The sequence below is a fragment of the Mesorhizobium sp. M0848 genome, assembly GCF_040319805.1.
Taxonomy (GTDB): domain Bacteria; phylum Pseudomonadota; class Alphaproteobacteria; order Rhizobiales; family Rhizobiaceae; genus Mesorhizobium.
The window spans coordinates 59,326-80,985 of record NZ_JAMYOM010000011.1 but is presented as its reverse complement, the minus strand read 5'-3'; the positions used below and the strand labels follow the sequence as shown (position 1 = coordinate 80,985).

24 protein-coding genes and 1 tRNA gene are annotated in these 21,660 nt (G+C 62.6%); 13 read left to right on the top strand and 12 right to left on the bottom strand.

Features of this window, described 5'->3' with window-relative positions; translation table 11 throughout:
* Window positions 1-185: 185 nt before the first annotated feature.
* The 3 genes from NKH95_RS14710 to NKH95_RS14700 are packed head-to-tail and all read left to right on the top strand — an operon-like array spanning window position 186 to window position 3,360.
* Entirely contained in the window at window positions 186-1,304 is a 1,119-nt protein-coding gene (locus tag NKH95_RS14710; protein WP_352891868.1) for a DUF2157 domain-containing protein, read from the top strand.
* Window positions 1,301-1,885, top strand: coding sequence for a GDYXXLXY domain-containing protein (locus NKH95_RS14705; RefSeq protein WP_128304022.1), 585 nt, complete (start codon window positions 1,301-1,303; stop codon window positions 1,883-1,885). The genes NKH95_RS14710 and NKH95_RS14705 overlap by 4 nt, the downstream gene beginning before the upstream one ends.
* A 26-nt stretch (window positions 1,886-1,911) precedes the next feature.
* A complete protein-coding gene (locus tag NKH95_RS14700; RefSeq protein ID WP_352891866.1) occupies window positions 1,912-3,360 on the top strand; it encodes an aromatic amino acid lyase in 1,449 nt (482 codons plus the stop codon).
* A gap of 240 nt (window positions 3,361-3,600) precedes the next feature.
* Here NKH95_RS14700 and NKH95_RS14695 read toward each other — a convergent pair.
* The 3 genes from NKH95_RS14695 to NKH95_RS14685 all read right to left on the bottom strand — a co-directional run bounded on the left by NKH95_RS14695 (window position 3,601) and on the right by NKH95_RS14685 (window position 5,581).
* Window positions 3,601-3,686, bottom strand: a tRNA-Leu gene (locus NKH95_RS14695).
* Window positions 3,687-3,970: 284 nt separating this feature from the next.
* A complete protein-coding gene (locus tag NKH95_RS14690) occupies window positions 3,971-4,636 on the bottom strand; it encodes an outer membrane protein (protein WP_352891865.1) in 666 nt (221 codons plus the stop codon).
* A 93-nt stretch (window positions 4,637-4,729) separates the two neighbouring features.
* The gene (locus tag NKH95_RS14685) at window positions 4,730-5,581 is read right to left on the bottom strand and encodes an alpha/beta fold hydrolase (protein WP_352891864.1); all 852 of its coding nucleotides are present in this window, start codon (window positions 5,579-5,581) and stop codon (window positions 4,730-4,732) included.
* Window positions 5,582-5,729: 148 nt separating this feature from the next.
* On the opposite strand from NKH95_RS14685, the gene ade reads away from it, so the two are divergent.
* The gene (gene ade, locus NKH95_RS14680; RefSeq protein ID WP_352439915.1) at window positions 5,730-7,538 is read left to right on the top strand and encodes an adenine deaminase; all 1,809 of its coding nucleotides are present in this window, start codon (window positions 5,730-5,732) and stop codon (window positions 7,536-7,538) included.
* 25 nt (window positions 7,539-7,563) lie between these two features.
* On the opposite strand, the gene NKH95_RS14675 is transcribed toward ade, so the two are convergent.
* Window positions 7,564-8,727, bottom strand: a complete 1,164-nt coding sequence (locus NKH95_RS14675) for an alpha/beta hydrolase (RefSeq protein WP_352891862.1) — start codon at window positions 8,725-8,727, stop codon at window positions 7,564-7,566.
* A 143-nt stretch (window positions 8,728-8,870) separates the two neighbouring features.
* On the bottom strand, window positions 8,871-9,944 hold the full coding sequence (locus NKH95_RS14670) for an alpha/beta hydrolase (RefSeq protein ID WP_013531324.1): 1,074 nt from the start codon (window positions 9,942-9,944) through the stop codon (window positions 8,871-8,873).
* Window positions 9,945-10,408: 464 nt separating this feature from the next.
* Between NKH95_RS14670 and ilvA the strand changes: the two genes are divergently transcribed.
* Both ilvA and NKH95_RS14660 read left to right on the top strand, forming a co-directional pair.
* A complete protein-coding gene (ilvA, locus tag NKH95_RS14665) occupies window positions 10,409-11,665 on the top strand; it encodes a threonine ammonia-lyase IlvA (protein WP_352719995.1) in 1,257 nt (418 codons plus the stop codon).
* Window positions 11,662-12,228: a DUF1697 domain-containing protein gene (locus tag NKH95_RS14660; RefSeq protein WP_352891860.1), complete on the top strand. Its 567-nt coding sequence runs from the start codon at window positions 11,662-11,664 to the stop codon at window positions 12,226-12,228. The genes ilvA and NKH95_RS14660 overlap by 4 nt, the downstream gene beginning before the upstream one ends.
* 8 nt (window positions 12,229-12,236) lie before the next feature.
* Here NKH95_RS14660 and NKH95_RS14655 read toward each other — a convergent pair whose 3' ends face one another.
* Window positions 12,237-12,530 (bottom strand): DUF2218 domain-containing protein, encoded by a 294-nt coding sequence (locus NKH95_RS14655; protein WP_127415469.1) that lies wholly within the window; start codon window positions 12,528-12,530, stop codon window positions 12,237-12,239.
* Between the two features lie 147 nt (window positions 12,531-12,677).
* The gene (gene gloA, locus NKH95_RS14650; protein ID WP_127332092.1) at window positions 12,678-13,118 is read right to left on the bottom strand and encodes a lactoylglutathione lyase; all 441 of its coding nucleotides are present in this window, start codon (window positions 13,116-13,118) and stop codon (window positions 12,678-12,680) included.
* 238 nt (window positions 13,119-13,356) lie between these two features.
* Between gloA and NKH95_RS14645 the strand changes: the two genes are divergently transcribed.
* Genes NKH95_RS14645 through NKH95_RS14635 form a run of 3 tightly spaced genes read left to right on the top strand, consistent with a single transcriptional unit; the run spans window position 13,357 to window position 15,305 of the window.
* Window positions 13,357-13,932 (top strand): cold-shock protein, encoded by a 576-nt coding sequence (locus tag NKH95_RS14645; protein ID WP_348625598.1) that lies wholly within the window; start codon window positions 13,357-13,359, stop codon window positions 13,930-13,932.
* Window positions 13,933-13,956: 24 nt separating this feature from the next.
* On the top strand, window positions 13,957-14,517 hold the full coding sequence (locus NKH95_RS14640; RefSeq protein ID WP_027160409.1) for a DUF192 domain-containing protein: 561 nt from the start codon (window positions 13,957-13,959) through the stop codon (window positions 14,515-14,517).
* 20 nt (window positions 14,518-14,537) lie between these two features.
* Window positions 14,538-15,305, top strand: coding sequence for an alpha/beta fold hydrolase (locus tag NKH95_RS14635; protein WP_352794441.1), 768 nt, complete (start codon window positions 14,538-14,540; stop codon window positions 15,303-15,305).
* Window positions 15,306-15,338: 33 nt separating this feature from the next.
* Here NKH95_RS14635 and NKH95_RS14630 read toward each other — a convergent pair whose 3' ends face one another.
* Window positions 15,339-15,941, bottom strand: a complete 603-nt coding sequence (locus NKH95_RS14630; RefSeq protein ID WP_352677334.1) for an HD domain-containing protein — start codon at window positions 15,939-15,941, stop codon at window positions 15,339-15,341.
* A 147-nt stretch (window positions 15,942-16,088) separates the two neighbouring features.
* On the opposite strand from NKH95_RS14630, the gene cysE reads away from it, so the two are divergent.
* Together cysE and NKH95_RS14620 are read left to right on the top strand one after the other, a co-directional pair.
* Entirely contained in the window at window positions 16,089-16,937 is an 849-nt protein-coding gene (gene cysE, locus NKH95_RS14625; RefSeq protein WP_013531333.1) for a serine O-acetyltransferase, read from the top strand.
* 150 nt (window positions 16,938-17,087) lie between these two features.
* Window positions 17,088-17,291 (top strand): DUF3126 family protein, encoded by a 204-nt coding sequence (locus NKH95_RS14620; protein WP_013531334.1) that lies wholly within the window; start codon window positions 17,088-17,090, stop codon window positions 17,289-17,291.
* 62 nt (window positions 17,292-17,353) lie between these two features.
* Here NKH95_RS14620 and NKH95_RS14615 read toward each other — a convergent pair whose 3' ends face one another.
* On the bottom strand, window positions 17,354-18,079 hold the full coding sequence (locus tag NKH95_RS14615; protein WP_352439924.1) for a hypothetical protein: 726 nt from the start codon (window positions 18,077-18,079) through the stop codon (window positions 17,354-17,356).
* 125 nt (window positions 18,080-18,204) lie between these two features.
* Between NKH95_RS14615 and NKH95_RS14610 the strand changes: the two genes are divergently transcribed.
* Window positions 18,205-18,546, top strand: a complete 342-nt coding sequence (locus NKH95_RS14610; RefSeq protein WP_352677332.1) for a DUF6949 family protein — start codon at window positions 18,205-18,207, stop codon at window positions 18,544-18,546.
* Between the two features lie 19 nt (window positions 18,547-18,565).
* Window positions 18,566-19,093: a gamma carbonic anhydrase family protein gene (locus tag NKH95_RS14605; RefSeq protein WP_352891852.1), complete on the top strand. Its 528-nt coding sequence runs from the start codon at window positions 18,566-18,568 to the stop codon at window positions 19,091-19,093.
* Window positions 19,094-19,238: 145 nt separating this feature from the next.
* Here the strand turns inward: NKH95_RS14605 and NKH95_RS14600 are convergent, their stop codons facing one another.
* From NKH95_RS14600 to NKH95_RS14590, 3 genes are all read right to left on the bottom strand, one after another.
* Complete coding sequence (locus NKH95_RS14600; RefSeq protein ID WP_352609642.1) at window positions 19,239-19,847, bottom strand: transglutaminase-like cysteine peptidase; 609 nt, start codon at window positions 19,845-19,847, stop codon at window positions 19,239-19,241.
* Between the two features lie 269 nt (window positions 19,848-20,116).
* Window positions 20,117-20,734, bottom strand: a complete 618-nt coding sequence (locus NKH95_RS14595; RefSeq protein ID WP_023812149.1) for a PilZ domain-containing protein — start codon at window positions 20,732-20,734, stop codon at window positions 20,117-20,119.
* 176 nt (window positions 20,735-20,910) lie between these two features.
* A complete protein-coding gene (locus NKH95_RS14590; protein WP_023812148.1) occupies window positions 20,911-21,543 on the bottom strand; it encodes a PAS domain-containing protein in 633 nt (210 codons plus the stop codon).
* Window positions 21,544-21,660: the final 117 nt, after the last annotated feature.

The following is a 21,660-nucleotide window of genomic DNA, read 5'->3' as shown; positions in this document are numbered from 1 at the left end:
ACTATAAATAGGCGGACCCATATCGATTTAAAAGCGCTATGGCTGCATGGCAGCAATGCAAATTGTGCAATGCAGCATTAACGGGCGTTCACGGACCTGACACAGAACCCGAATCGGAAAATGCCGCCGCGTCAACGATTTGACCGGATCGGCTGAAAAAAGACCAAACGTGGGGGAGACACAGCATGGCGAGCTATTCGTCGCGGGTCAGGGCGGATATCGCGCGCTGGCTGCAGGCCGGGCTGATCGACGCCGCCACAGCCGATTCGCTTTCGTGCAATGTCGAGGCCAACGCGCGCGAGTCGCTTAGCTTCGGCTCTATCCTGGCAATGATGGCCGCCTTGCTGTTCGGCGCCGCCATCCTGATTTTCGTCGCCGCCAACTGGGACGCGATCCCGCGCCTGGCACGCGTGGCGGCACTGTTTGCCGTCATCCTCGGCGGCTATGTCGGCGGCGCGGTGCTGAAGACCCGCGACCATCCGGCGCTCGGCGAAGCGCTGTGGATCGTGGCGGCCGCGGCTTTCGGCGGCTCGATCGCGCTGATCGGCCAGATGTATCATCTCTCGGGCGACGAGGCGTCTGCTCTGGTCACCTGGGGCGCCGGCACGGCGCTGGCGGCGGTTGCGCTGCGTTCGAATCCGCTGACGGTCGCTTCGGTCGGCATCGCCGATGCCTGGCTGTTCCTCAAAGGCTTCGACTACTACAGCCGCAGCGAATTTCCGCATGCCTTCGTGATCATGGCGATCGTGCTGTTTGCCGTATCGTTCTGGACCCGCAGCCAGGCGGCGCGCCACCTGATCATCCTGTCGGTTCTGTTTTATCTTGTGCTGCTCGTCACCAACCACGACACGCTGCAGGTGGCTATCCCGCTGGTCGTCGTCTCGGCGCTGCTGTTCGCGGCCTCGGTCTTCGCGCCGGATCCGGTCGACCGGGTCGTGCAGCTCGGCGGCCGCTTGCCCTTGCACGCACTGCTCGGCTTCCTCACCGGCCTGGCGATGATCCAGTTCGAACTCGCCGACGAGAGCACCTACAACAGCGGTTTTGCCCTCGCTTCGGTGATCGCGCTGGCCGGCATCGTCGGGGCAATCGTGCTGGCGGGACGGGAGAGCCGTGGGCTGCGCTGGCTTGCCTATGCCGGCTTCGCCTTCGAACTCGCCATCATCTATGTGGTGACCTTGCAATCGATGCTCGATACGGCCGGCTTCTTCCTGGCCGCCGCAGTGCTGCTCGGCATCCTTGCGATCGTCATCATCCGCGTGGAAAAGCGTATGAAAGGTCCAGATACCAAAGGAGCCACGGCATGATCACCGGGAAAAGGCTTGTCATCTCGGCACTGGTGCTGGCGCTCGTTCAAATCGGCTTCCTGAGCTGGATCATCGCCGGTCGCGCGGCCATCCTGCGCAACGGCAAGGAAGTCTTGCTGAAGATCGAACCTGTCGATCCGCGCGACCTCCTGCGCGGCGATTATATTATCCTGGGCTACGATATTTCGCGCATACCGGTGAAAATGATCGCCAACATTCCGCCCGACAAGTTTTCCAGCGACGACACCTCGATTGTCGTGCGCCTGAAGAAGGGCTCCGACGGCTATTGGCAGCCGACGACAGCCTGGTTCGGCAAGGCGCCGAAGCCGGCCGCTGCGGACGAGGCCGATATTTTAGGCCACATCGCCGAGGGCTGGGATCTTCGCGGCGAAGGGATGACCATCGCGCCGGACTATGGCATCGAACGCTTCTATCTGCCGGAAGGCGAGGGGATGGCGATCCAGAACGACATGCGGGTGCGGCCATTCGGCATCCGTCTTGCGCTCGCCGGCGACGGCACCGCGCAGATCAAGGCGCTGGTGGACGGCGACAAGACGCTGTTCGAGGAACCACTCTACTAAGTCCCTTATTTGCAGTGGTGTGAAACATGCCAGTTAGCCTGTCGACGCGTGAGGACATCAACCTCGACACTGTTTTCCGCGTCGCCTGGAAGAAGGACACGGTGGACATCGACGAGAAGGCCTTGCAGCGCATCGCCGAATGCCGCGCCTCGTTTCTCAGGCTGATTGAATCCGATCCGCCACCGGTCATCTATGGCGTCACCACCGCCATGGGAGAGCTGGCGAGCCGCAAGCTCGAACTCGACGAGCGGGATCGCCATGCGCGCATCAAGGCGTTTGCCGCCGCCACCTCGTTCGGCGATCCCTTGCCGGATCGCGTGGTCAGGGCGATCGTGCTTGCCCGCCTGACGAACTTCATCGAGGGCAACGCCGCCACCTCGCCACGCATCGCGCTTGCCGTGGCCGCAATGCTCAATGGTGGGCCGATGCCAACAGTGCCGGCCTCGGGCCAGGGCGGCGCCGGCGAAATCCTGGCGCTCTATCCGCTGTTTGCCGAGCTTTCGACGCGCTTCGATCTCGAGGTCAAGGAACGCGGCTCGCTGATCAACGGCTCGCCCTGCGCTGCAGCCCTCGTAGCGGACGCGGCGCTCGCGGCGCGCCGCCGGATCCGCATGGCGCAAAAAGTGTTCGCGCTGTCGATCGAGGCGTTTCGCGCCCCGCTCGAACACTATGACGCCGCCCTCGATACGCTCTGGGGTGATGAGCATGAGGCCGCGGCCCTGCAGGGTTTGCGGGAATTTCTGGTTGGCGCCGGCGATGGGCGACGCAATTATCAGGCGCCGGTCAGCTACCGCATCGTGCCGCGCGTCCTCGGCCAGGCGCATCGTGCGCTGTCGTCGGCCGAGCGGGCAGCCAATGTGTCGCTGGCCTCTATATCGGACAATCCGGTCTATATCCCGCCCGAAGATGCACATCCGCTCGACCGCTGCATCTCGACCGGCGGCTATCACAACGCCATGGCGACGCCGGCGCTGGATGATCTGGCGGCGATATGGGCCGACATCTGCCTGCTTTGTGATCGCCACGCCTCCAAGCTGCTCAACGGCAAGGTGTCGCTGCTGCCCGATCTTCTGATGACCGGACGACACTCGGCCGACAGCGATGGCCACGGCAATGTCGGCTACGTGCCGATGGCGATCACCGGCTATCTCGAGCAGGCCAAGCTGGCGGCGCAACGTACCTTCATTCCGGGCACGGAATCGGCCGGTGCGGGGCAGGACGACGTCGCCACGACGGCATTCTTCGCATGGACCAAGGAAGCTACCGCCGGCCGCTGCGTCGATGCCGCCATGGCGATGCTGGCGATGATCGCCTCGCAGGCGCTGCACGTCACCGAACGGACGCCGCCGCCGGCACTGCGCTCCTTCGTCGATCAAATCAGAGCTATCGTGCCGCCTGTCGGTGCCGATCGTGTGCTGGGGCCTGAGCTTGCCAGGCTGGCGGAATGGTTCACACAGAAAGTGTTCGAGGCGTAGAGATGCCAACAAGCCCTGGCTGGTGAAATTGGTGCGCCTGAACGGATGAAATTCGAACCGGTCCTCCTTGGCCAAGGCTTCGGAGGACGCTCCTTTGTCTAAGCGGTGTCGCGCCTTCAGGCGACCCGCTTCAGGTCTTTGTCTTTGTGCATGTCGCTCTCCCAAAACCGAGGTCACTTTGGGCGACATGCACTAACGAGCTTCAGGTGGCCCGCCACCCCAAGCTCGAAGAGCGAAGGCTGGTGCGGACGACGGGAATCGAACCCGTACGATCAGAGATCGAGGGATTTTAAGTCCCTTGCGTCTACCAATTCCGCCACGTCCGCAGGCCAGCCCTTTTCAGACGCCTGACACAGGCCGTCAAGTCGTGTTGTTGAGCGTTCGCCGAACGTGCAAACAGACGGGGCGGCTTGATGATACTGGCGCGATCACGGAATTATCGGCGCGGCGGGTAGTGGTAGGATGCCTGTGTGGTGGATTTGATCTGCCAAGGCCGGCGCCTCTCAGGCCCAACCCATTCCCCCCGCCCACTGGGAGCGTCGGCCACCCTTCCATGAAAGAGCCCTTTGAGTGGTTGCCTGGTCCGGCAGCGTCGCGATTGTGGCCCTGCTCAGAACTTGTAGCTCAAATTGATGCCTACCGTGTTGAACTTCACGTTCTGATCGCGATCGTTGAAGGGTTCCGCCACGTCGTAGTGCTCGGAGCCGAAATCATAGTAGCGATACTGTGCGCCGACGACGAACTTGTCGGTCAACGCGTAGTCGACGCCGGCACCCACGGTCCAGCCGACATTCGTGCGCGTGCTGGCGAACGCCGGACCCGCGACTTGCGATATTTCGATGCCGGCAAAGGCGACGCCGCCAATGCCGTAGACCAGCAGGCGATCCATGGCGTAGCCGGCCTTGGCGTTGACCGACCCGAACCACTTGATGTCGGTGCCGAATGTGCTTCCCAGCGCCGATACCGTCGTGCCGCCGACCGAGGAATAGTTGAGGTCCGCCTCGGCGCCGAGCACCGCCTGGTTGAACTGCCACAGGCCTGCGACATGGCCGCCGACAAAACCGCCGTCAATGTCGGGCGCGATGGAAAACGGCGCGCCTTCTGTCACCGATATATCGGATTGGCCCCAGCCATAGCCGGCCTGCAGACCAGCGTAGTAGCCCGTCCAGTCGAAGCCGGGCGCGGTCATAGGCACGTCGACCGCTGGGTCGGCTGCAAAAGCCGGCACGGCCAGAACGGCAAGAAAACCGGCACTTGCGACTATCAGTCGACGCATCGAACTCCCCAAATGACGATTCAGAAAGGTCCTCGCCAGAAGGATAACCGCATTCGCCGCAATCGCAATCCCCCTGTCGCCGCACAGAATCCTCTATTTGGCGTCGATGAAGTCCAGCACAGCCTGGCTATATTCATCCGGCGCTTGCAGCATGGCGAAATGACTGGCGTTGGGCAGGATAATCAGCTTCGCGCCGGGGATGACGGAGGCGATATATTCGGTGTGTTCGCGCTTGATCGCTTCGTCATGGTCGCCGGCAACGATCGCCGTCGGCGTGGTTATCTCAGCGAGCTGCTCCTTGGTCCACGCCGGCTCGGTCTCCCACATATGGCTCATCTGCGCCACGAAGGCGTCATACTGGTCCGGTGTTTTCGACATCTTCTTGTAGTCGCGGCCGGAGCGGTCGATGTAGGCGGCAAAGGTCTTGTTGGTCATCACGCCCGGATCGACGCCGTCGGTGGTTACGTTGGCGGCTTGCGCAAACAGCCTTGTCAGCCGCTCCGGATGATGCAGCGCGATGTCGATACCGATGATGCCGCCGTCGCTCCAGCCGACGAGCGCGATCTTGTCGATCTTCAGGTGATCGAGCAGCGCCAGATAGTCCGACGCCATCAAGTCATAGCCATAGGGCTGCTCGGTGCGGGTGGAGCGGCCGTGGCCACGGCTGTCGGCGACGATCACCTTGTGCGTCTTGGAAAGCGTGGCCACCTGGCTGGCCCAGATGTCGGCGTGGCCGAGGCCGCCGTGAATGAGGAGCACCGGGTCGCCCGCGCCGAAAACGGCGTAGTACATCTGGATGCCGTTCACCGGCGCATATCCGCTCTGATCGGGTTTGGGCATGGCCGCAGGCTCCGGCAAGGTCTGCCAACGTTCCTCGGCGGCGGCAAAAGCGCTCGAGGCGGCGAACAAGATGACGATGGCGAACACTTTCCAAAAACGGGTCATGTTTTTTCCCTCATATGGTTCGGTCCGCGGTCAGCATCGCCTTCCAGCCGGATTAGTCAACAAGCCCGGCCTGCGCGGCGTGTCGGACCGACGGCTCTGGCGGCGCCCGCCGACATTTGCGAGACTGGCCGTAACCGAGGAATCGCCAATGACGAAAGCAACGCCCACAAAACCCAGACCGTGGACCGAGATGGCGACACATCTGGTCGATGTCGCCATGGGGCGGAAGCCCGCTGACCTGGTCGTGCGCAACGGCCGCTGGGTGAACGTCCATTCGGGCGAGATCATCGCCGGCACCGACATCGCCATTGCCGGCGGGCGCTTCGCTTATTGCGGGCCCAATGCCAGCCATGCCATCGGGCAGGGCACCACGGTGGTCGACGCCGGCGGGCGCTATCTGGTGCCCGGTCTCTGCGACGCGCACATGCATGTCGAAAGCGGCATGGTGACGGTGACCGAGTTCTGCCGTGCCGTCATTCCGCACGGCACCACCTCGATGTTCATCGACCCGCACGAGATCGCCAATGTTCTGGGTCTGCCCGGCGTGCGGCTGATGCATGACGAAGCGGTCGCCATGCCCATCAACGTGCATGTGCAGATGCCGTCCTGCGTGCCTTCGGCGCCGGGGCTGGAACATGCCGGCGCCGAGCTGACGGTCGCCGATGTCGAGGAGGCGATGACCTGGGAAAACATTATCGGCCTGGGCGAAGTGATGAATTTTCCCGGTGTCGCCGCCAATGATCCTGTCATGTCGGGCGAGATCGCGGCGACGGTTCATGCAGGCAAGACGGTCGGCGGCCACTATGCCTCGCGCGATCTCGGCCTGCCGTTCCATGGCTATGTCGCCGGCGGCCCCGAGGACGACCATGAGGGCACACGCGCCGAGGACGCCATTGCCCGGGTGCGCCAAGGCATGAAGGCGATGCTGCGGCTGGGCTCGGCCTGGTACGACGTCGCCTCGCAGATCAAGGCGGTGACGGAGAGCGGCATCGACCCGCGCAATTTCATCCTGTGCACCGACGACAGCCATTCCGGCACGCTGGTCCAGGAAGGCCATATGGACCGCGTGGTGCGCCACGCCATCAGCCAAGGCTTGAAGCCGGTGACGGCGATCCAGATGGCGACGCTCAACACCGCCCAGCATTTCAGACTGGAGCGCGAGATCGGTTCGATCGCGCCGGGCCGGCTGGCCGACCTGCTGATCGTCTCGGATCTCGCCGCAATGACCATCGACGAGGTCTATGCACGCGGCGTCAGGCTGGCCAAGGGCGGCAAGCTCGAAATCGATATTCCGGCCTATGATTACCCGAAGACGGCGAAGAACACCGTCAAGCTTGGCAAGAAGCTGAAGGGCGGCGACTTCGATATCGTTGCTCCCAAAGGCGCCAACGAGGTGCGGGTGCGCGTCATCGGCGTCATCGAGAACCAGGCGCCGACGCGCGCGCTGGAGGCCGATCTGCCGGTCGAGGACGGGCTGGTCGCCATGGACCGCCGCAACGACATCTGCCAGATCGCGCTGGTCGAGCGCCACCGGGGCACGGGCGGCGTCACCAACGCCTTCGTTTCCGGCTTCGGCTATATGGGCGACTGCGCCATGGCGTCCAGCGTCGCGCATGACGCCCATCACATCATCTGCGTCGGCACCAACAAGCAGGACATGGCGCTGGCCGTCAATCGCCTGGGTGCGATCGGCGGCGGCGTCGTGCTGTTCTCCAAGGGCAAGGAACTGGCGCTGGTCGAAATGCCGATCGCCGGGCTGATGTCGGACGAGCGGGCGGAAATCGTCGCGGCCAAGGCCGAGAAGCTCACCGAGGCGATGCGCAAGATGGGCTGTTCGCTGAACAACGCCTACATGCAGCACTCGCTGCTGGCGCTGGTCGTCATTCCCGAACTCAGGATTTCCGATGTCGGCCTGATCGACGTGACGACGTTCCAGAAGGTTGATCTTTTCGTTTGAGATCAGCCGTCTGCGCTCGGCCGGTTCACCCGCCGGTGGCGATGGTCAGCACCTTGAACGGCGTGGTGATGACGATCTCGGCGACCGAGCCGACGGCCTTTCCGAGGCCCTGGCCGAGATTGTTGAGCTGAGTCGGGACGGGCTCGTCCGAGGCAAGGCCGGCAGGCGCCCGCAGCCGGTCGCCCAGCAGTTGCACCAGCATCGGGTTGTCGGCGAATTTGGCGTGGTTGAGGCGGTCACCGCCCTTGGCCTGGGAAAGATCGACCACCGACACGCCATAGCTGGCGAGGTCCGCCGCATCGCCATAATCGCCGACGCGCGGCTTGTCGCCCGAGATCAGGGAGGACAGCTTGAGAGCCCGGTCATCCGCCGAGAGCAGGATGGCGAATGGCTTGTCGGGTTTGCCGTAGCGGATCATCTGCTTCTTGAAGACGTCGACATCGATGTCGGGCGAGGCCAGGATGACGTAGCCGAGTTTGTCGTCGAGATCGCGATCGCCGGTGATGGCAAGCTGGCGCAGAGCCTCCATGGTCACCCAGGTCCCCATCGAGTGGGCGATGATGTCGATGCTCTTGACCTTGGTCTTGGCCAGCATCCTGAGCGTCGCCTCGAGGTCGTCGCGCGCTGCGTTGGCGCTTTCCTTGTCGTAGATGTAACCCGTGGTCTTGCCGCTCGATGCCCACGAGAACAGCACCGGCGTGCCGGGATATTTCGTGTCGTGGGCGATCTGCGTCAGCCGGTAGATGCCGTCGTCAAAACCGTTGTTGAAGCCGTGCACGAAAACCAGCGCACGGTCGCCGCGCATGGAAATGTCGGCGCCGACCGCCTTGGCGAATTGCGGCGCGCCTTCATAGAAGGTGACGTCCTTGGCGGTGAAATCCTTGGCCGGATTGCTGTTCGCGGATCCCTTGGCCCGCTCGATGGCGCCGACCTGATGGTTTTTCGGGACGGTGACGTCGACACGGGCAAAGCTGGTGGTCAGCGAGCGATCGCCATCGAACACCTGTCGCGGGTCTTTTGTTGCCCTCTGGCGTGTCGTGGCGACGAAGATCTCATGCGTGGCCGCGATGTCGGAAGCGGGCACCGTGACCGTCGTCTTGTTGAGCAGGTCGTGCGTTTTCCCGCCGGCGCAGCCGGTGACAGCGAGCGTCAATGCAACGACGAGATAACTCTTCGAACGCATGGTCATACGCCGGCTCCCGCAAAGGGGGACGTCAAACGCATGACGTCGCTGGCTATTCCGATAAGGCCGGAGACCGGCGCGGTCCAGTTCAAAGTGAATCGATACATCCGCAATGGTGAACAGGCATGGCGAAAACCGCGGGACCGCACCTATTGGCCAAGTAGGCTGATGCGGTCGGTCACGTCACGGTCGCTGGCAAAGCCGTCATCCTCGCGCAGCCGCTGGCCGATCATCTTCACCAGCGTCGGATTGTCGGCGAACTTCGTATGGTTGAAGCTGTCCGATCCCTTGACCTTGGACAGGTCGACGACCGTCACGCCATAGGAGGCGAGATCGGCGGCATCCTTGTAGTCGCCGACGCGGGGCCGGGATCCGGCGATCAGGCCGGAGAGCCGCAGCGCGCGGTCGTCGTCCGACAACAGCAGGATGAACGGCTTGTCGGGCTTGCCATAGCGCCGCATCTGGCTCTTGAACACGTCGACATCGATGTCGGGCGAAGCCAGCACCACGTCGCCGAGCTTGCCGCCGAGATCGCGGTCGCCGGTGATGGCCATCTGGCGCAGCGTTTCCATGGTGACCCAGGTTCCGAGCGAATGCGCGACGATGTCGATGCGCCGCGCGCCGGACTGCTCCAGCATCCTGAGCGTCACTTCCAGCTGGTCGCGGGCAGCACTGGCGCTTTCCTTGTCATAGACATAGTCGGTGGTCCTGGCGCCCGATGCCCAGGAAAACAGCACTGGCGTGCCGGGATAACCGGAATCATGGACGATCTGGGTGAGGCGATAGACGGCGGCGTCGAAGCCGGTGTTGTAGCCATGCACGAAGACCATGACGCGGCCGCCACGCGCCGCGATGTCGGCGTTGAGCGCGCTGGAGAATTTCGGCTGCGTGTCGTAGCCGACGACCTCGGAAGCCATGAAATATTTGGCCGGGTCGTCCGACTTGCCGCGCGAGCGGCGCTCGATCTGGCCGGTCTTGTGAAGCCCCGGAACGGTGACGTTGACGCGGGCATAGTTCAGCGTCGCCGAGCGTTCGCCGTCGAAAACCTTGTTGGGATCGTCGGATTTCTTGCGCGTCGTGGCGATGAAGATCGAGTGGTTGCCGGCAATCTCCGTCACCGGCGCGGACACCATGGCGCTGCCCAGCAATTCCTGTGTTTGCTGGCCGGCGCAGCCGGCGACGAACAAGGCCAGGACAACGGTAAAAATCTTCTTCAAAGGCACGCCTTAATTTCCAACTCCGGCCGAAAGGCCTGTCTATCCTCACGATACCTCCCGGACAGGCAGAGTGCGGCAGAACTAAGTCATGTACAGTCGAAATGTGATCGGCGCCCCGCTGCGGGCATCGCAGTGTTGCGCGAAAGCCAAAATGGCGGAAAACGCCTGCGTGATCCGCGCAATGAGCGGCGTCGCCGCCGGCCTTCCAATTCCCGCAGAGATAGCGATTTCAAGCCGCCCGGTGCCAGGGGCATTAGAATGCACCCGCAAGTAGCTGAAAGTATTCCGCAAAATTTCCGCCCGGAAGGACGCACATGATGGACGATGGCGCCGCGTAGCCGGATATGCAATACGCGGGCTCGCGCCGCACCTTGTCCGGGCGCTCAACAACCGACGTGCGCGACCCGATCAATGATAGAGGTCCGCGGACAGCGTGCAACGCAAGGCGGCTTTCCCAAGGGTGGTTTCCGATGAACAGTTTCTCTTCCCGTGTTGCTGCCGCTGCCGCCGCGATCCGCCAGATCTTCCCTGAAACGCCGCTGCAGGAAAACGATTATCTGTCGAAAAAGACCGGTGCGCGGGTGCTGTTGAAGCGCGAGGATCTGTCGCCGGTCCGCTCCTACAAGATCCGCGGCGCCTTCAATTTCTTCCGCAAGACACTGGCGGCCGGCAACGAGGCTGAACTGTTCGTCTGCGCGTCGGCCGGCAACCACGCGCAGGGTTTTGCTTTCGTCTGCCGCCATTTCGGCAGGCGAGGCGTTGTGTTCATGCCGGTGACGACGCCGCAGCAGAAGATCGACAAGACCAGGCTGTTCGGCGGCGATTTCATCGAGATCAGACTGGTCGGCGATTTCTTCGACGACTGCTATCGCGCTGCCTTGGAATTCACTGGCAGTTCCGGCGCCCATATGGTGCCACCCTTCGATCACAAGGACATCATCGAGGGCCAGGCAACCGTCGCCTACGAGATCGCAGACCAGATGCCGGGCGCCCGCATGCCTGACATCATCATGCTGCCGGTTGGCGGCGGTGGGCTTGCCGCCGGTGTCACCCATTATTTCGCCGATCAGGGCCGGGAAGCGCGCTTCGTCTTCTGCGAACCGGCCGGCGCGCCGAGCCTGCGCGAGAGCCTCGCGGCGGGAAAACGGCTCAAACTCGCCAAGGTCGACAATTTCGTCGATGGCGCCGCGGTGGCCGAGATCGGCCGCGAGCCGTTGCGTCATCTCAAGGATTTTCCAGCTGACACGGTGCGACTGATCCCGGAAAACCGGCTCTGCGCCACCATGATCGAGATGCTCAATGTCGAAGGCGTCGTGCTGGAGCCGGCCGGCGCGCTGGCGATCGATGCGCTCAAGGATTTCTCCAAGAAGGAGATCAGGGGCAAGACCATCGTCGCCGTGGTTTCGGGCGGCAATTTCGATTTCGAGCGGCTGCCGGACGTCAAGGAACGGGCGCTGCGCTTCGAGGGCCTGAAGAAATACTTCATCATCCGTTTTCCGCAACGGCCCGGCGCGCTGCGCGACTTCCTCGAACTGCTCGGGCCCGACGACGACATCGCCCGTTTCGAATATCTGAAGAAATCGGCGCGCAATTTCGGTTCGGTGCTGATCGGCATCGAAACCAGGGACCGCCGCAATTTCGATCTGCTCAAGGCGAAGTTCGAGGCCGAGGGCGTCCAGTATCAGGACATCACCGACAACGAGACACTGGCCGGGTTCATCATATGAGCGGCAAGGAGGCAGGAAAAATCTTCGTCGCGCTGTTTTCCGGCATCAATGTCGGCGGCAACCGCATCGTCAAGATGGCGGAGCTGCGGTCGTTCTTCGAGGATCTCGGCTTTTCTGATTTCGCCACCTATGTGCAGAGCGGCAATGCCGTGTTCCGGGCGAAGGAGGGCGACGCGGCGACACTGGCGAAACAGATCGAAGCAGCCTTCAAAAAGAAATGGGGTTTTTATTCGCGCATCATGGTGCGCGATCTCTCCTGGTTCGAGCGGCTGGTGAACGAAAACCCTTACCCGGAAGTTGCCGGGGACCATACCAAGCTGCACGCCTATGTGCTGGAGCGCGAGCCGACAGCGGACGAGGTGGCGCGGCTGACCGAAAAGTGCACCGGCCCCGAACGCTTCGAGATCAAGGGCGATGTGCTCTACTTGCACGCACCGGACGGGCTGGGCAAATCGGTGTTTGCCGGGCTGATCCCGCGCACGCTGAAAGTGCCGGGTACCGCGCGCAACTGGCGCTCGGTGCAGGCGCTGCTGGAGATGGCTGCTCAGGCCGGTGGGAAGTAAGTCGCCGCCTAAGCTGCCGGAGCGGGTTTCCAGTCGAAGGTCAGCTCTTCGCGGAAAGCAAAGCGCTTGATGTGATCGGCGACAACGCTTTCCAGGCGCTCGATCGATCCTGCTTCGTCGGTCGACACCGTGATATGCAGTGTCGCCGCATCGGCATCCATGACGGTACGGCCCATTGAGAGATCGATGGTGCCGTGGGTGGGATCGAACTCGACCGGGAATTTATGCGCCCAGTGCTTGCACAGCTGCTGCAGGTAGCGGCTGGCATGTTCGGTGGCGACGTCGGCATGGCTGGTCGGCATGGATTCTCCTGGGCAAGCGCCTGTTGTGTGGCCGGGGCACCGGCCCAAGCCTGGCGCCTCAGCCGGACAGATAGGCGCCGCCCCTGAAAAACCAAACGGTACCGGGCTCATCAGCCTGGTATTGTCCGCTCAAGACAGCGTGATCGGCTACCAGCTTCCGGTGTTCGCCATCGAAGCCCAGGGCTCCGCCTTGGCCTTGGCCGGGCCTTTCTGCAGAAGCTCGATCGAGATGCCGTCCGGCGACTTGACGAAGGCCATGTTGCCGTCGCGCGGCGGCCGGTTGATGATGACGCCATTGTCCATCAGGTGCTGGCAGGTGGCGTAGATATCGTCGACCTCATAGGCGAGGTGGCCGAAATTGCGCCCGCCCTTGTAGTCTTCGGGATCCCAATTGTAGGTCAGTTCGACCAGCGGTGCCTTGTCGGCGATGCCGCTTTGCTCGTCTTCCGAGGCTGCGAGGAAGATCAGCGTGAAGCGGCCCTGCTCGTTTTCGTAGCGGCGCACTTCCTTGAGGCCGAGCTTGTTGCAGTAGAAGTCGAGCGAGGCATCGACGTCGGTGACGCGGATCATGGTGTGCAGATAGCGCATGTGATTTCCTCGATAAATTGCGTTGCGGCGCAACATAGGGTCGGCCCTGTCAAAGGGCAATCGTGCGGCGGTGCGCAATGCCGGCAAAGAACAAATCCGGTATTGCCCAAATGAACCGTGAAAAAAGGCACGGCAGGTCTTGCACAGACCGGAAGCCGCAGTGTTAATCTGTTGGCAAGAATCAGTTGCGGTGTTCTTGAAAAGAGGGGGCATTCTTATGGGGGAAAAGGCCTCTTTCATGGGGCGGGACGGACCCCTTGGCGACGCCCCGCAGCGTGACGAAGGCGGCGACGCCGCCGACCTGCGAGAAATTGCCGGCGCCATCAAGTGGTTCGATGTGGCCAAGGGCTATGGTTTCATCCTCCCGGATGACGGCATTTCGGGCGACATCCTCCTCCATGTGACATGTCTTCGAAAGGACGGCTTTCAGACGGCCCTGGAGGGCGCGCGCGTGGTCTGCCTTGTCAAACATGGCGACCGCGGATTGCAGGCCTTCCGAGTGCTCTCCATGGACGTCACCACCGCGGTCCACCCGGCCGAGATGCAGGAGCAGCGCACCCATGTCGCGGTGACGCCGGAGAGCGGTCTCGAACGCGCCTTGGTGAAATGGTTCAACCGCACCAAGGGGTTTGGTTTTCTCACCCGCGGCGAGGGCACCGAGGACATCTTCGTCCATATGGAGACCTTGCGCCGTTACGGTATCACCGAGCTTCGGCCCGGACAGGTCGTGCTGGTTCGTTTCGGGCGCGGCGACAAAGGCCTTATGGCCGCCGAAATTCACCCCGATATGGGGACCTTGCCGGTCTCGCACTAGGGCGTTTCCGGCCGAGGATTTCGAATGGCTTACAGGAACTGGCTGACCGCGGGCGCGATGTGCGCGATTGCCTTCATCGCCGCCGCCGGTGGTTATTTCTATTCCGAAAAGCCGACCTCGGCGGACAGCCGGGCGATGATCCTTCCGGCCGATCCGGCGCCACTGGTCGTGGTGACGAAAGGCGGTGATCGCTCTTTTTCCATCGAAGTCGCCGACACCGCCGCGGAGCGCGAGGCCGGCTTGATGTACCGCCAGGACATGGCGGACAACCACGGCATGCTGTTCGTCTTCGAGGTCCAGCAGCAGGTTGGCTTCTGGATGCACAACACGCCAATGCCGCTTGATCTGATTTTCGTCGGCCAGGATGGCAAGATCCGGGCGGTCAAGCACGGCGAGCCGCAATCGGACGCCGTCATCTCGCCCGGCGTGCCGGTGCGCTTCGTGCTCGAGCTCAAGGCCGGCACTGCCGCCAGGAACGGCATCGAGTATGGCGACCTTTTGCGCCACCCGGCCGTGGGCACGGTATCCGGCCCCGGCATGCCACCAGCCGACAATGGCGATGCGCCGAATGGCGGTGGCGGTTGAGCACACAGGCGGGATCGCAGATGCAGTCTTTCACCCATGACGGCTTCGAGCTTGCCTTCCTCGACCGCCAGCCGGCATCGGGCGAGGGCGATCCGGTGCTGATGATCCATGGCTTCGCCTCGAGCCATTATGTCAACTGGGTATCGCCCGGCTGGTTCAAGACGCTGAACGATGCCGGTTACCGCGCCATCGCCTTCGACAACCGCGGCCATGGTTCGTCGTCGAAGAGTTATGAGGAGGCCGACTATACGCCGGTCAAGATGGCCTCGGATGCCGCCGCGTTGCTCGGCCATCTCGGCATCGAGCGCGCCCATGTCATGGGCTATTCGATGGGTGCCCGCATCGCGGCGTTCATGGCGCTGTCGGATCCGGACAAGGTGGCGACGCTGGTCTTTGGTGGCCTCGGCATCGGCATGATCGATGGTGTCGGCGATTGGGATCCGATCGCCGCGGCCCTGCTTGCCGATGATCCGGCCGCGACCAGCCATCCGCGCGGCCGGTCGTTTCGCGCCTTCGCCGACCAGACCCGCAGCGATCGCCGTGCATTGGCCGCTTGCATCGCCAAATCGCGCGAACTGCTGAGTGAAGAGGATATTGCCCGTATCGCCCAGCCGACGCTGGTCGCTGTCGGCACGACCGACGACATTGGCGGCTCGCCCGATGAACTCGCGGCGTTGATGCCGAACGCCAGGGCCTTTCACATCGAGGGCAGGGACCATATGCTGGCCGTCGGGGACAAGACCTTCAAGCAGCGCGTGCTGGAGTTCTATGCCGAGAATCCGCTCTGAGCGGACGGCGAGGGACGCGGGACGTGACTGCCCTCAGCCTGTGGTGAGAGCCGCCAGCGACCGCGCCATGTTTTCCCGGGCCTGCCGTTCAAAGCGTTGCCGGAATTCCTCGGTGTGGAAAATGTGTGGGCGGGCGAGGAAATTCTTCAGCACCGCACTGCGTCCGGCTCGCCACATCGGCTCCTCCACCCAGTGATACTCGCGCCGCACGGCGCGCTCATAGGCGTCGAAGGCGTCCGGCGCGGCTCCCAGGATCGACAGGTCCATATCCAGAAACAGACTTGCGTCCCGTATGGCCGCCGCGTCGTCGAACGGCGGCACCTGATGCGTGGCGGTGGCGACGATCATTGCCGAGATGCGGTCGAGACGTGAAGAATCCGCGCGGCCCGCCAGCTCTTTCTCGGCAAGGGCCGCACTTTGCGCCTCATTGTCCTTGGCCTTGCTGTCGTAGATGGCATCGTGGAACCAGATCGCCGCTTCGATCGCCTCGGGGTCGCCGAGCAACCTTCGACAGTCGCCAGCGAGCGCCAGCATTGCCTCGATATGGGAAAGGTTGTGATAGTGGCGGCCTGGCGCCCGGTAGAGAGCCGAAAGCTCGCTTTTCAGCGCGTCGTCGATCAAGGGTTCGTTTTCCATGGCTGCTTGAATTCCCGCGAACCAAATCCATTTGACAAAGCACTAAGGAAAATTGAGTTCAATCGTGCTACGATCTGGCTTATATGTGCGGCCAGGCAACAGGCAAGCACTACAGGCAAGCCAGGCAGGACGCAGGACCAGACGGCGATGAACAGCATCAGCATTTCCCGACACAGCGCATTGAAGCCGGTCGATCCGATCTGGCGTTCGATCCGCGACGAGGCCATGGAGGCTGTCAACCGCGACCCGCTGCTCGCTGCATTCCTTTATTCGACCATCCTCAACCAGGACAGCCTGGAGGAGGCGGTCATTCATCGGCTGGCCGAGCGGCTGGCGCACCAGGACATCGGCTCCGATCTCATCCGCCAGACCTTCAAGTCCATGCTGGCCGACGACAAGGAGTGGCCGACGACGGTGCGTGTCGACATCCAGGCCTATTACGATCGCGATCCGGCTTGCGACCGCTTCATCATGCCTGTGCTCTATTTCAAGGGTTTCCACGCCATCCAGACCCATCGGCTGGCGCATTGGCTGTGGAACCAGGGGCGCAAGGATTTCGCGCTCTACCTGCAGAGCCGCTCGTCCTCGGTCTTCCAGACCGACATCAACCCGGCCGCCCGCATCGGCAAGGGCATCTTCATCGACCACGCCACCGGCCTCGTGGTCGGCGAGACCGCGGTCATCGAGGACGACGTGTCGATCCTGCATGGCGTGACGCTGGGCGGCACCGGCAAGGCCGGCGGCGACCGCCACCCCAAGATCCGCTATGGCGTGCTGATCGGCGCCGGCGCCAAGATCCTCGGTAACATCGAAATCGGCCATTGCTCGAAGATCGCGGCCGGCTCGGTGGTGCTGTCGCCGGTGCCGCACAACAAGACGGTTGCCGGCGTGCCGGCCCGCGTCGTCGGCGAGACCGGCTGCGATCAGCCGTCGCGCCAGATGGACCAGCTTCTACCGTCGCAGACGATGGATCAGGTCGTCAGTTTCGACATCTGATTTTCACGGCGCCGCCGTCTGCTGTCGAATTCCGGCCGCGGGCAGGAGCGGGCGGTTGTCTCGCCTTATCAGGCCGCTTGCCTTTACATCGCCATTGTCGACGTGCCAGAAGCGCGTTGAACGAGCAAGCCCGATGATCGGAGAAGACTGTTGAAGCCGGACGAAATCAGAAAGCTGGACGCCTATTTCAAGCGCGTCTTCCAAAACCCCAAGCTTGAGGTCAAGGCACGGCCGCGCAAGGATGATTCGGCCGAGGTCTATGTCGGCGACGAATTCCTCGGCATCGTCTTCAAGGACGAGGACGACGGCGATTACAATTTTTCGATGGCAATTCTCGACATCGATCTGGCCTGAGCCAGCAAATCTTGCGGTCGGTCGGCTCATGCGGCCGGCCAGCCGGTTCCCTCGAAGCGTTCTTAGCGTCCCGCCTTCAGAACGCGCCCGGCTTCAGTGGCGATTGCCGCGTCGAGCGCCTGCCAATCGCCCAAAAACTCCCTTGGGAAGCGATAGGTGAGGCTGAGTTCGTCGCCGACCTGAATGTCGCGCTCGCAAGGCGCCAGCGATTGCTCGGCACTCGGCCCGCTCAGGCAACGGGCCACGAACGGCTCCTTGCCGGGGCGATTGCCGACAACCAGCACCTCGTTCAGATAGCCTGATTTCTCGTTGAAACCATAAATCATCGTGCCGCCAGGCCCGGCAATGCCGGGTCGGGTGATCAACGCGCTGTAGATCGGCGTGAAGCGGCCACTCATGTCACGCGACATCATCTGCTGTTCGAAGGACAGAAAGACGACGCTCTTGACTGTGCCCGTGTGGTTGAAATCGTTGCGCGCCGGCTCGCTGTAGCCGTCCATCTGGGGATATCGCAGATAGAGGTCGAGCCGCGAGGCGATGCCGTCGCGCCGGGCTTGGGCGAAACGGATGGCGTTGGCCGGGACCGTGATGACATTGTTGCCGATCACCACTTGGTGCACCGTTGCGTCGTCGGTGTATCCGGCCATGGCGATCGAATGGCCAAACCATTTGCCGGCAAGGCTGATCGCTGCCGAAAGCAGGGCCAGCGCCGCGAATCCGTAGAGCACCCGCTTCATCAGCCTGGAATCGACCACGGTGAGTTCGTTGGCGAGCGCTGCCTGCTTCATCTCAGTCCTCGGATCTCGGGCGGCCCGTCCGCCTCCAGTGTCCCTGGGCGGCACACATCGCACGGCACTGCTCTTGCAGCCTGCATGGAACGACTGTGCAATTTCATGGTAAATGGAAAGTTAAGATGGGACCGCTGGAACTCACACTCTTTGCTTTTGCCGTCGGGTTGACGGCCTGTGGGCTGGCCGGATCGGCTATGGAACTGGCGTCGGGCCGCAAGGTCGCCTTCACCGAACCCTATGTGTCGCCGTCACATGTCTTGCGCTCGCTGCTCGCCACGGCCTGTGCCGGACCCTTCATGCTGGTCAACGATGCCATCGATGCCCGGCGTCAGCGCCGCATTTCAACGTTGGCGCTGATGTCCTGCGGCTGCACGGCAATTGCGTGGACCTTGGCGCTGGGCGTCGTCGTGCTTGCCATTGCCTCATGGACGGTCCGTCTCCTAGGGTCCGAGCTGCCAGGCTGAGACGATTCGGAGACCAGAAATGCCGCTTTATGCGATCGATGGAACAGAGCCCAGCTTCGCCGATGCTGACTCGAACTGGATCGCGCCCGATGCGACGCTGATCGGCGACGTCAGGGTCGGACGCAATGCCGGCTTCTGGTTCGGCGCCGTCATCCGCGGCGACAATGAGCCCGTCGTCATCGGCGCCGACACCAATGTGCAGGAACATACTGTCATGCACACCGATCCCGGCTTCCCGCTGACGATCGGGGAAGGCTGCACGATCGGCCACCGCGCCTTGCTGCATGGCTGCACGATCGGCGACAACAGCCTGATCGGCATGGGCGCCATCGTGCTGAACGGCGCGAAAATCGGCAGAAATTCTCTGGTCGGCGCCGGCGCGCTGGTCACCGAAGGCAAGGAATTCCCGGACAATTCGCTGATCGTCGGCTCGCCTGCCAAGGCGATCAGGGTGCTGGACGACGCGGCCGTGGCCAGGTTGCGCGGCTCGGCGGCGCACTATGTCGCCAACGGCAAGCGCTTCAAGGTTGGGTTGAAGAAGGTCTAACGAGCAGCCTCCGCCAGAAATGGCGGAGCCGGCCCGGGGGCGGGGCCGGCTCCATTAACCCGGTCGTTGGGGGCGGGGGGGGTGGGGGCTCGACCGGGTTTCTCCTGAAGCGCCTCGCATTCACGCGGCGCGCTTGAGCTCTGTTCTAGCGGACGCTGGCGACCGCGCCGGAGCGGCCGTCATTGATCGTCACCCAAACGCCGGAATTCTGGTCCGACTGGCGCTTGAGATAGGTGTAGTCGGTGTCCGTCCAGGACAGGACCTTGGTCTCGAGATTGTCGAGGATGAATTCTCCGAGGCTGGTGCGCACGGTCAGCACCGCGTGGCCGTCGCCATTCGGCTGGCGCGCCACCGTCATCAGCAAATTGCCGGCCGGCACGCCCGCATCCATCAACTCGCGGCGCTTTTCCAGCGCGTAATCCTCGCAATCGCCATAGCCATTGGCCGGATAGGCCCAATATTCCTCGACACCGTAGTTTTCCATGTCGGTGCGCGGCTTGATGCGGGTGTTGACCGAATTGTTGATGTTGACGATCGTCGCCCACAGTTTGCGGGTCAGTTCGACCGGTGCACCCTTCGGGGTCCGTTCGCTGCATTCGCCAGGACTGCGCTGGCAGAACTCATAATGACCGACAGGCTGGGTGGTGCGTCCGCCGGTGTGCATATAGGTCGGTCCCGCGGCATATGCTGATCCCCAAGCGGAAAGCTGCATCGCCATTGCCACCAGCAACAGCTTGCCCCTCGTTTTCTTCATTGTTGTAGTCTCCCCGTTCGAAGGAGACATTGCCACATGTGGATTTATTTGACGCAAAAGCGCGAAGTAGATATTGAGTAAAACTCCAGTAGAATAAACGTAAAATTTGAATCATTTGAGTATTAATTCGTTTGGATCTTGAGGCGCCATCTCGGCGCGCGGAGGGCTCCAAGCCCCGCCTAAAGTGGCCTAAGCATGCCGGTCATGGCGTCGAAAACAAAAAACCGGCCACAAGGGCCGGTTTCCTGGAGTGTCGCTGTCGGGCCTGCTCAGGTGCGTGGCGTGTTGAATTCGGAATCGAGCGTTTCGGGGCGCTGGATCACAGCGAATTCGATGGCGACGCCGTCCTCGAAATGACGCACGACCTGCCCGCGCATGGTGCCAAGCATAACCTGGATGCCGATCGCCGGCTTGACGTCGATCTCGACCGCGGCGCCGGAGAGCGAAAGGTCGATGATACGGCACTGGTACTGGCGGCCGTCGGTGAGCTGCAGCACGCTGGTCGGATTGCGCGGCGCGACGCGCTCGTGGCGGCGATCTTCCGGCAGGTCGAGTTCATGCTTGTTGGCGAGCCAGGTCAATTGCGCGGCCAGCTTGTCCTTCTTGCGATCCGACGCGATGACGGTCATCGCGAAACCGTCCTGCAAGGTGCGCGTGACGACACCTTCGATGCGGCCGATATGATCGATGTAGGCAATGATTTTTTCGCCGGGCATGCCGATGCGGTCGGTGCGAAACGCGACGTTGCCCGGTGACATGTCGACGACCTGGCAGGGGTGTTCGGTGCGGTCTTCCAGCATGAAGCGTCCGTAGATTTTGACCCGGACGCGCTGAAAGTTACGCCTTTCAGCTTGGGACGGCGCATAGTCGACCGCCGCTGACCTCATGACTGCCTACACCCCGTTTGGCATCCCGCGCGCCGATGCGAGGAACTTCATCAGAGAAGTACAACAAAGCGGGTTAACAAAGGGAAAAAGCGGGCGCTCCAAGGTTTCCTTTTTGCAGGCCGTGGTGCCAAAACAGCGGCGCGGTTTTGGGCGACGTGCATCAGGCCGCAAACGGACTATTCCTCGCGCCCGCCATCGAAGACGACGAGATGGCGGATGCGGCGCGCCCGGCCGAGCGCCGAGATCGTCTCGGGTGCTCCAAGTTCATCGGGAACGAGCGAGGGAACATCGATCGCCGGACGGTTGTTGAGGAGCTCCTTCTCCGGATCTATGACGCGGATCGAATCGATCAACGCGTCGGTGATCGGGTCGGCACCCAGCCAGAAGGGCTTCTCCACGGCGCTGATGACGCCCAGGCAGCGTGGATTTTCGACGCCGCCGTCAAGCGGCAGGGCAAGCAGTTCGAACTTGTTGGAGCGCCCGTTGCGGCTGAAGCCCTCATAGCTGATGAGCACGACCGACTTCTGCTCGAAGACGCCGTGGATCAGCCGCGAGACGAGCCGTTGATCCTTCTCACGCCACAGCGATGGAAAGGAAAACCCCTTGAGTTCTCGGCCGTAGCAGGCGCAAAGCCTGGTGCCGGCGAGCCGGAACACGGCCTGTCCGCGCGTGTCACGTTCCAGGATAAAGGTGTCGGCCAGCAGCGACTTGATGTCGGCCGGCTCGACCTCTGAACGCTTCGGGGCAGGGCGTCCGTCACGCAGACGGTTCCAATATTGGAACAGCGTGATCGATCCATTCTGGTTCATGCTATGCTGCTCCGCGCATTCTGTCGTCTGATGTCCCATCGGTGAACAGAAGGGCGCCCTCCGATGACCTACATGCGTTGCGGAGCAGGAAGCGTGCCAGCGTCGTTAACACTTGTT

Bases quoted from the DNA above. Each gene is read 5' to 3' on its own strand.
- NKH95_RS14710 (WP_352891868.1), top strand. From the start codon at position 186: ATGGCGAGCTATTCGTCGCGGGTCAGGGCGGATATCGCGCGCTGGCTG.
- NKH95_RS14705 (WP_128304022.1), top strand. From the start codon at position 1,301: ATGATCACCGGGAAAAGGCTTGTCATCTCGGCACTGGTGCTGGCGCTC.
- NKH95_RS14700 (WP_352891866.1), top strand. From the start codon at position 1,912: ATGCCAGTTAGCCTGTCGACGCGTGAGGACATCAACCTCGACACTGTT.
- NKH95_RS14690 (WP_352891865.1), bottom strand. From the start codon at position 4,636: ATGCGTCGACTGATAGTCGCAAGTGCCGGTTTTCTTGCCGTTCTGGCC.
- NKH95_RS14685 (WP_352891864.1), bottom strand. From the start codon at position 5,581: ATGACCCGTTTTTGGAAAGTGTTCGCCATCGTCATCTTGTTCGCCGCC.
- ade (WP_352439915.1), top strand. From the start codon at position 5,730: ATGACGAAAGCAACGCCCACAAAACCCAGACCGTGGACCGAGATGGCG.
- NKH95_RS14675 (WP_352891862.1), bottom strand. From the start codon at position 8,727: ATGACCATGCGTTCGAAGAGTTATCTCGTCGTTGCATTGACGCTCGCT.
- ilvA (WP_352719995.1), top strand. From the start codon at position 10,409: ATGAACAGTTTCTCTTCCCGTGTTGCTGCCGCTGCCGCCGCGATCCGC.
- NKH95_RS14660 (WP_352891860.1), top strand. From the start codon at position 11,662: ATGAGCGGCAAGGAGGCAGGAAAAATCTTCGTCGCGCTGTTTTCCGGC.
- NKH95_RS14655 (WP_127415469.1), bottom strand. From the start codon at position 12,530: ATGCCGACCAGCCATGCCGACGTCGCCACCGAACATGCCAGCCGCTAC.
- gloA (WP_127332092.1), bottom strand. From the start codon at position 13,118: ATGCGCTATCTGCACACCATGATCCGCGTCACCGACGTCGATGCCTCG.
- NKH95_RS14645 (WP_348625598.1), top strand. From the start codon at position 13,357: ATGGGGCGGGACGGACCCCTTGGCGACGCCCCGCAGCGTGACGAAGGC.
- NKH95_RS14640 (WP_027160409.1), top strand. From the start codon at position 13,957: ATGGCTTACAGGAACTGGCTGACCGCGGGCGCGATGTGCGCGATTGCC.
- NKH95_RS14635 (WP_352794441.1), top strand. From the start codon at position 14,538: ATGCAGTCTTTCACCCATGACGGCTTCGAGCTTGCCTTCCTCGACCGC.
- NKH95_RS14630 (WP_352677334.1), bottom strand. From the start codon at position 15,941: ATGGAAAACGAACCCTTGATCGACGACGCGCTGAAAAGCGAGCTTTCG.
- cysE (WP_013531333.1), top strand. From the start codon at position 16,089: ATGAACAGCATCAGCATTTCCCGACACAGCGCATTGAAGCCGGTCGAT.
- NKH95_RS14615 (WP_352439924.1), bottom strand. From the start codon at position 18,079: ATGAAGCAGGCAGCGCTCGCCAACGAACTCACCGTGGTCGATTCCAGG.
- NKH95_RS14610 (WP_352677332.1), top strand. From the start codon at position 18,205: ATGGGACCGCTGGAACTCACACTCTTTGCTTTTGCCGTCGGGTTGACG.
- NKH95_RS14605 (WP_352891852.1), top strand. From the start codon at position 18,566: ATGCCGCTTTATGCGATCGATGGAACAGAGCCCAGCTTCGCCGATGCT.
- NKH95_RS14600 (WP_352609642.1), bottom strand. From the start codon at position 19,847: ATGAAGAAAACGAGGGGCAAGCTGTTGCTGGTGGCAATGGCGATGCAG.
- NKH95_RS14595 (WP_023812149.1), bottom strand. From the start codon at position 20,734: ATGAGGTCAGCGGCGGTCGACTATGCGCCGTCCCAAGCTGAAAGGCGT.
- NKH95_RS14590 (WP_023812148.1), bottom strand. From the start codon at position 21,543: ATGAACCAGAATGGATCGATCACGCTGTTCCAATATTGGAACCGTCTG.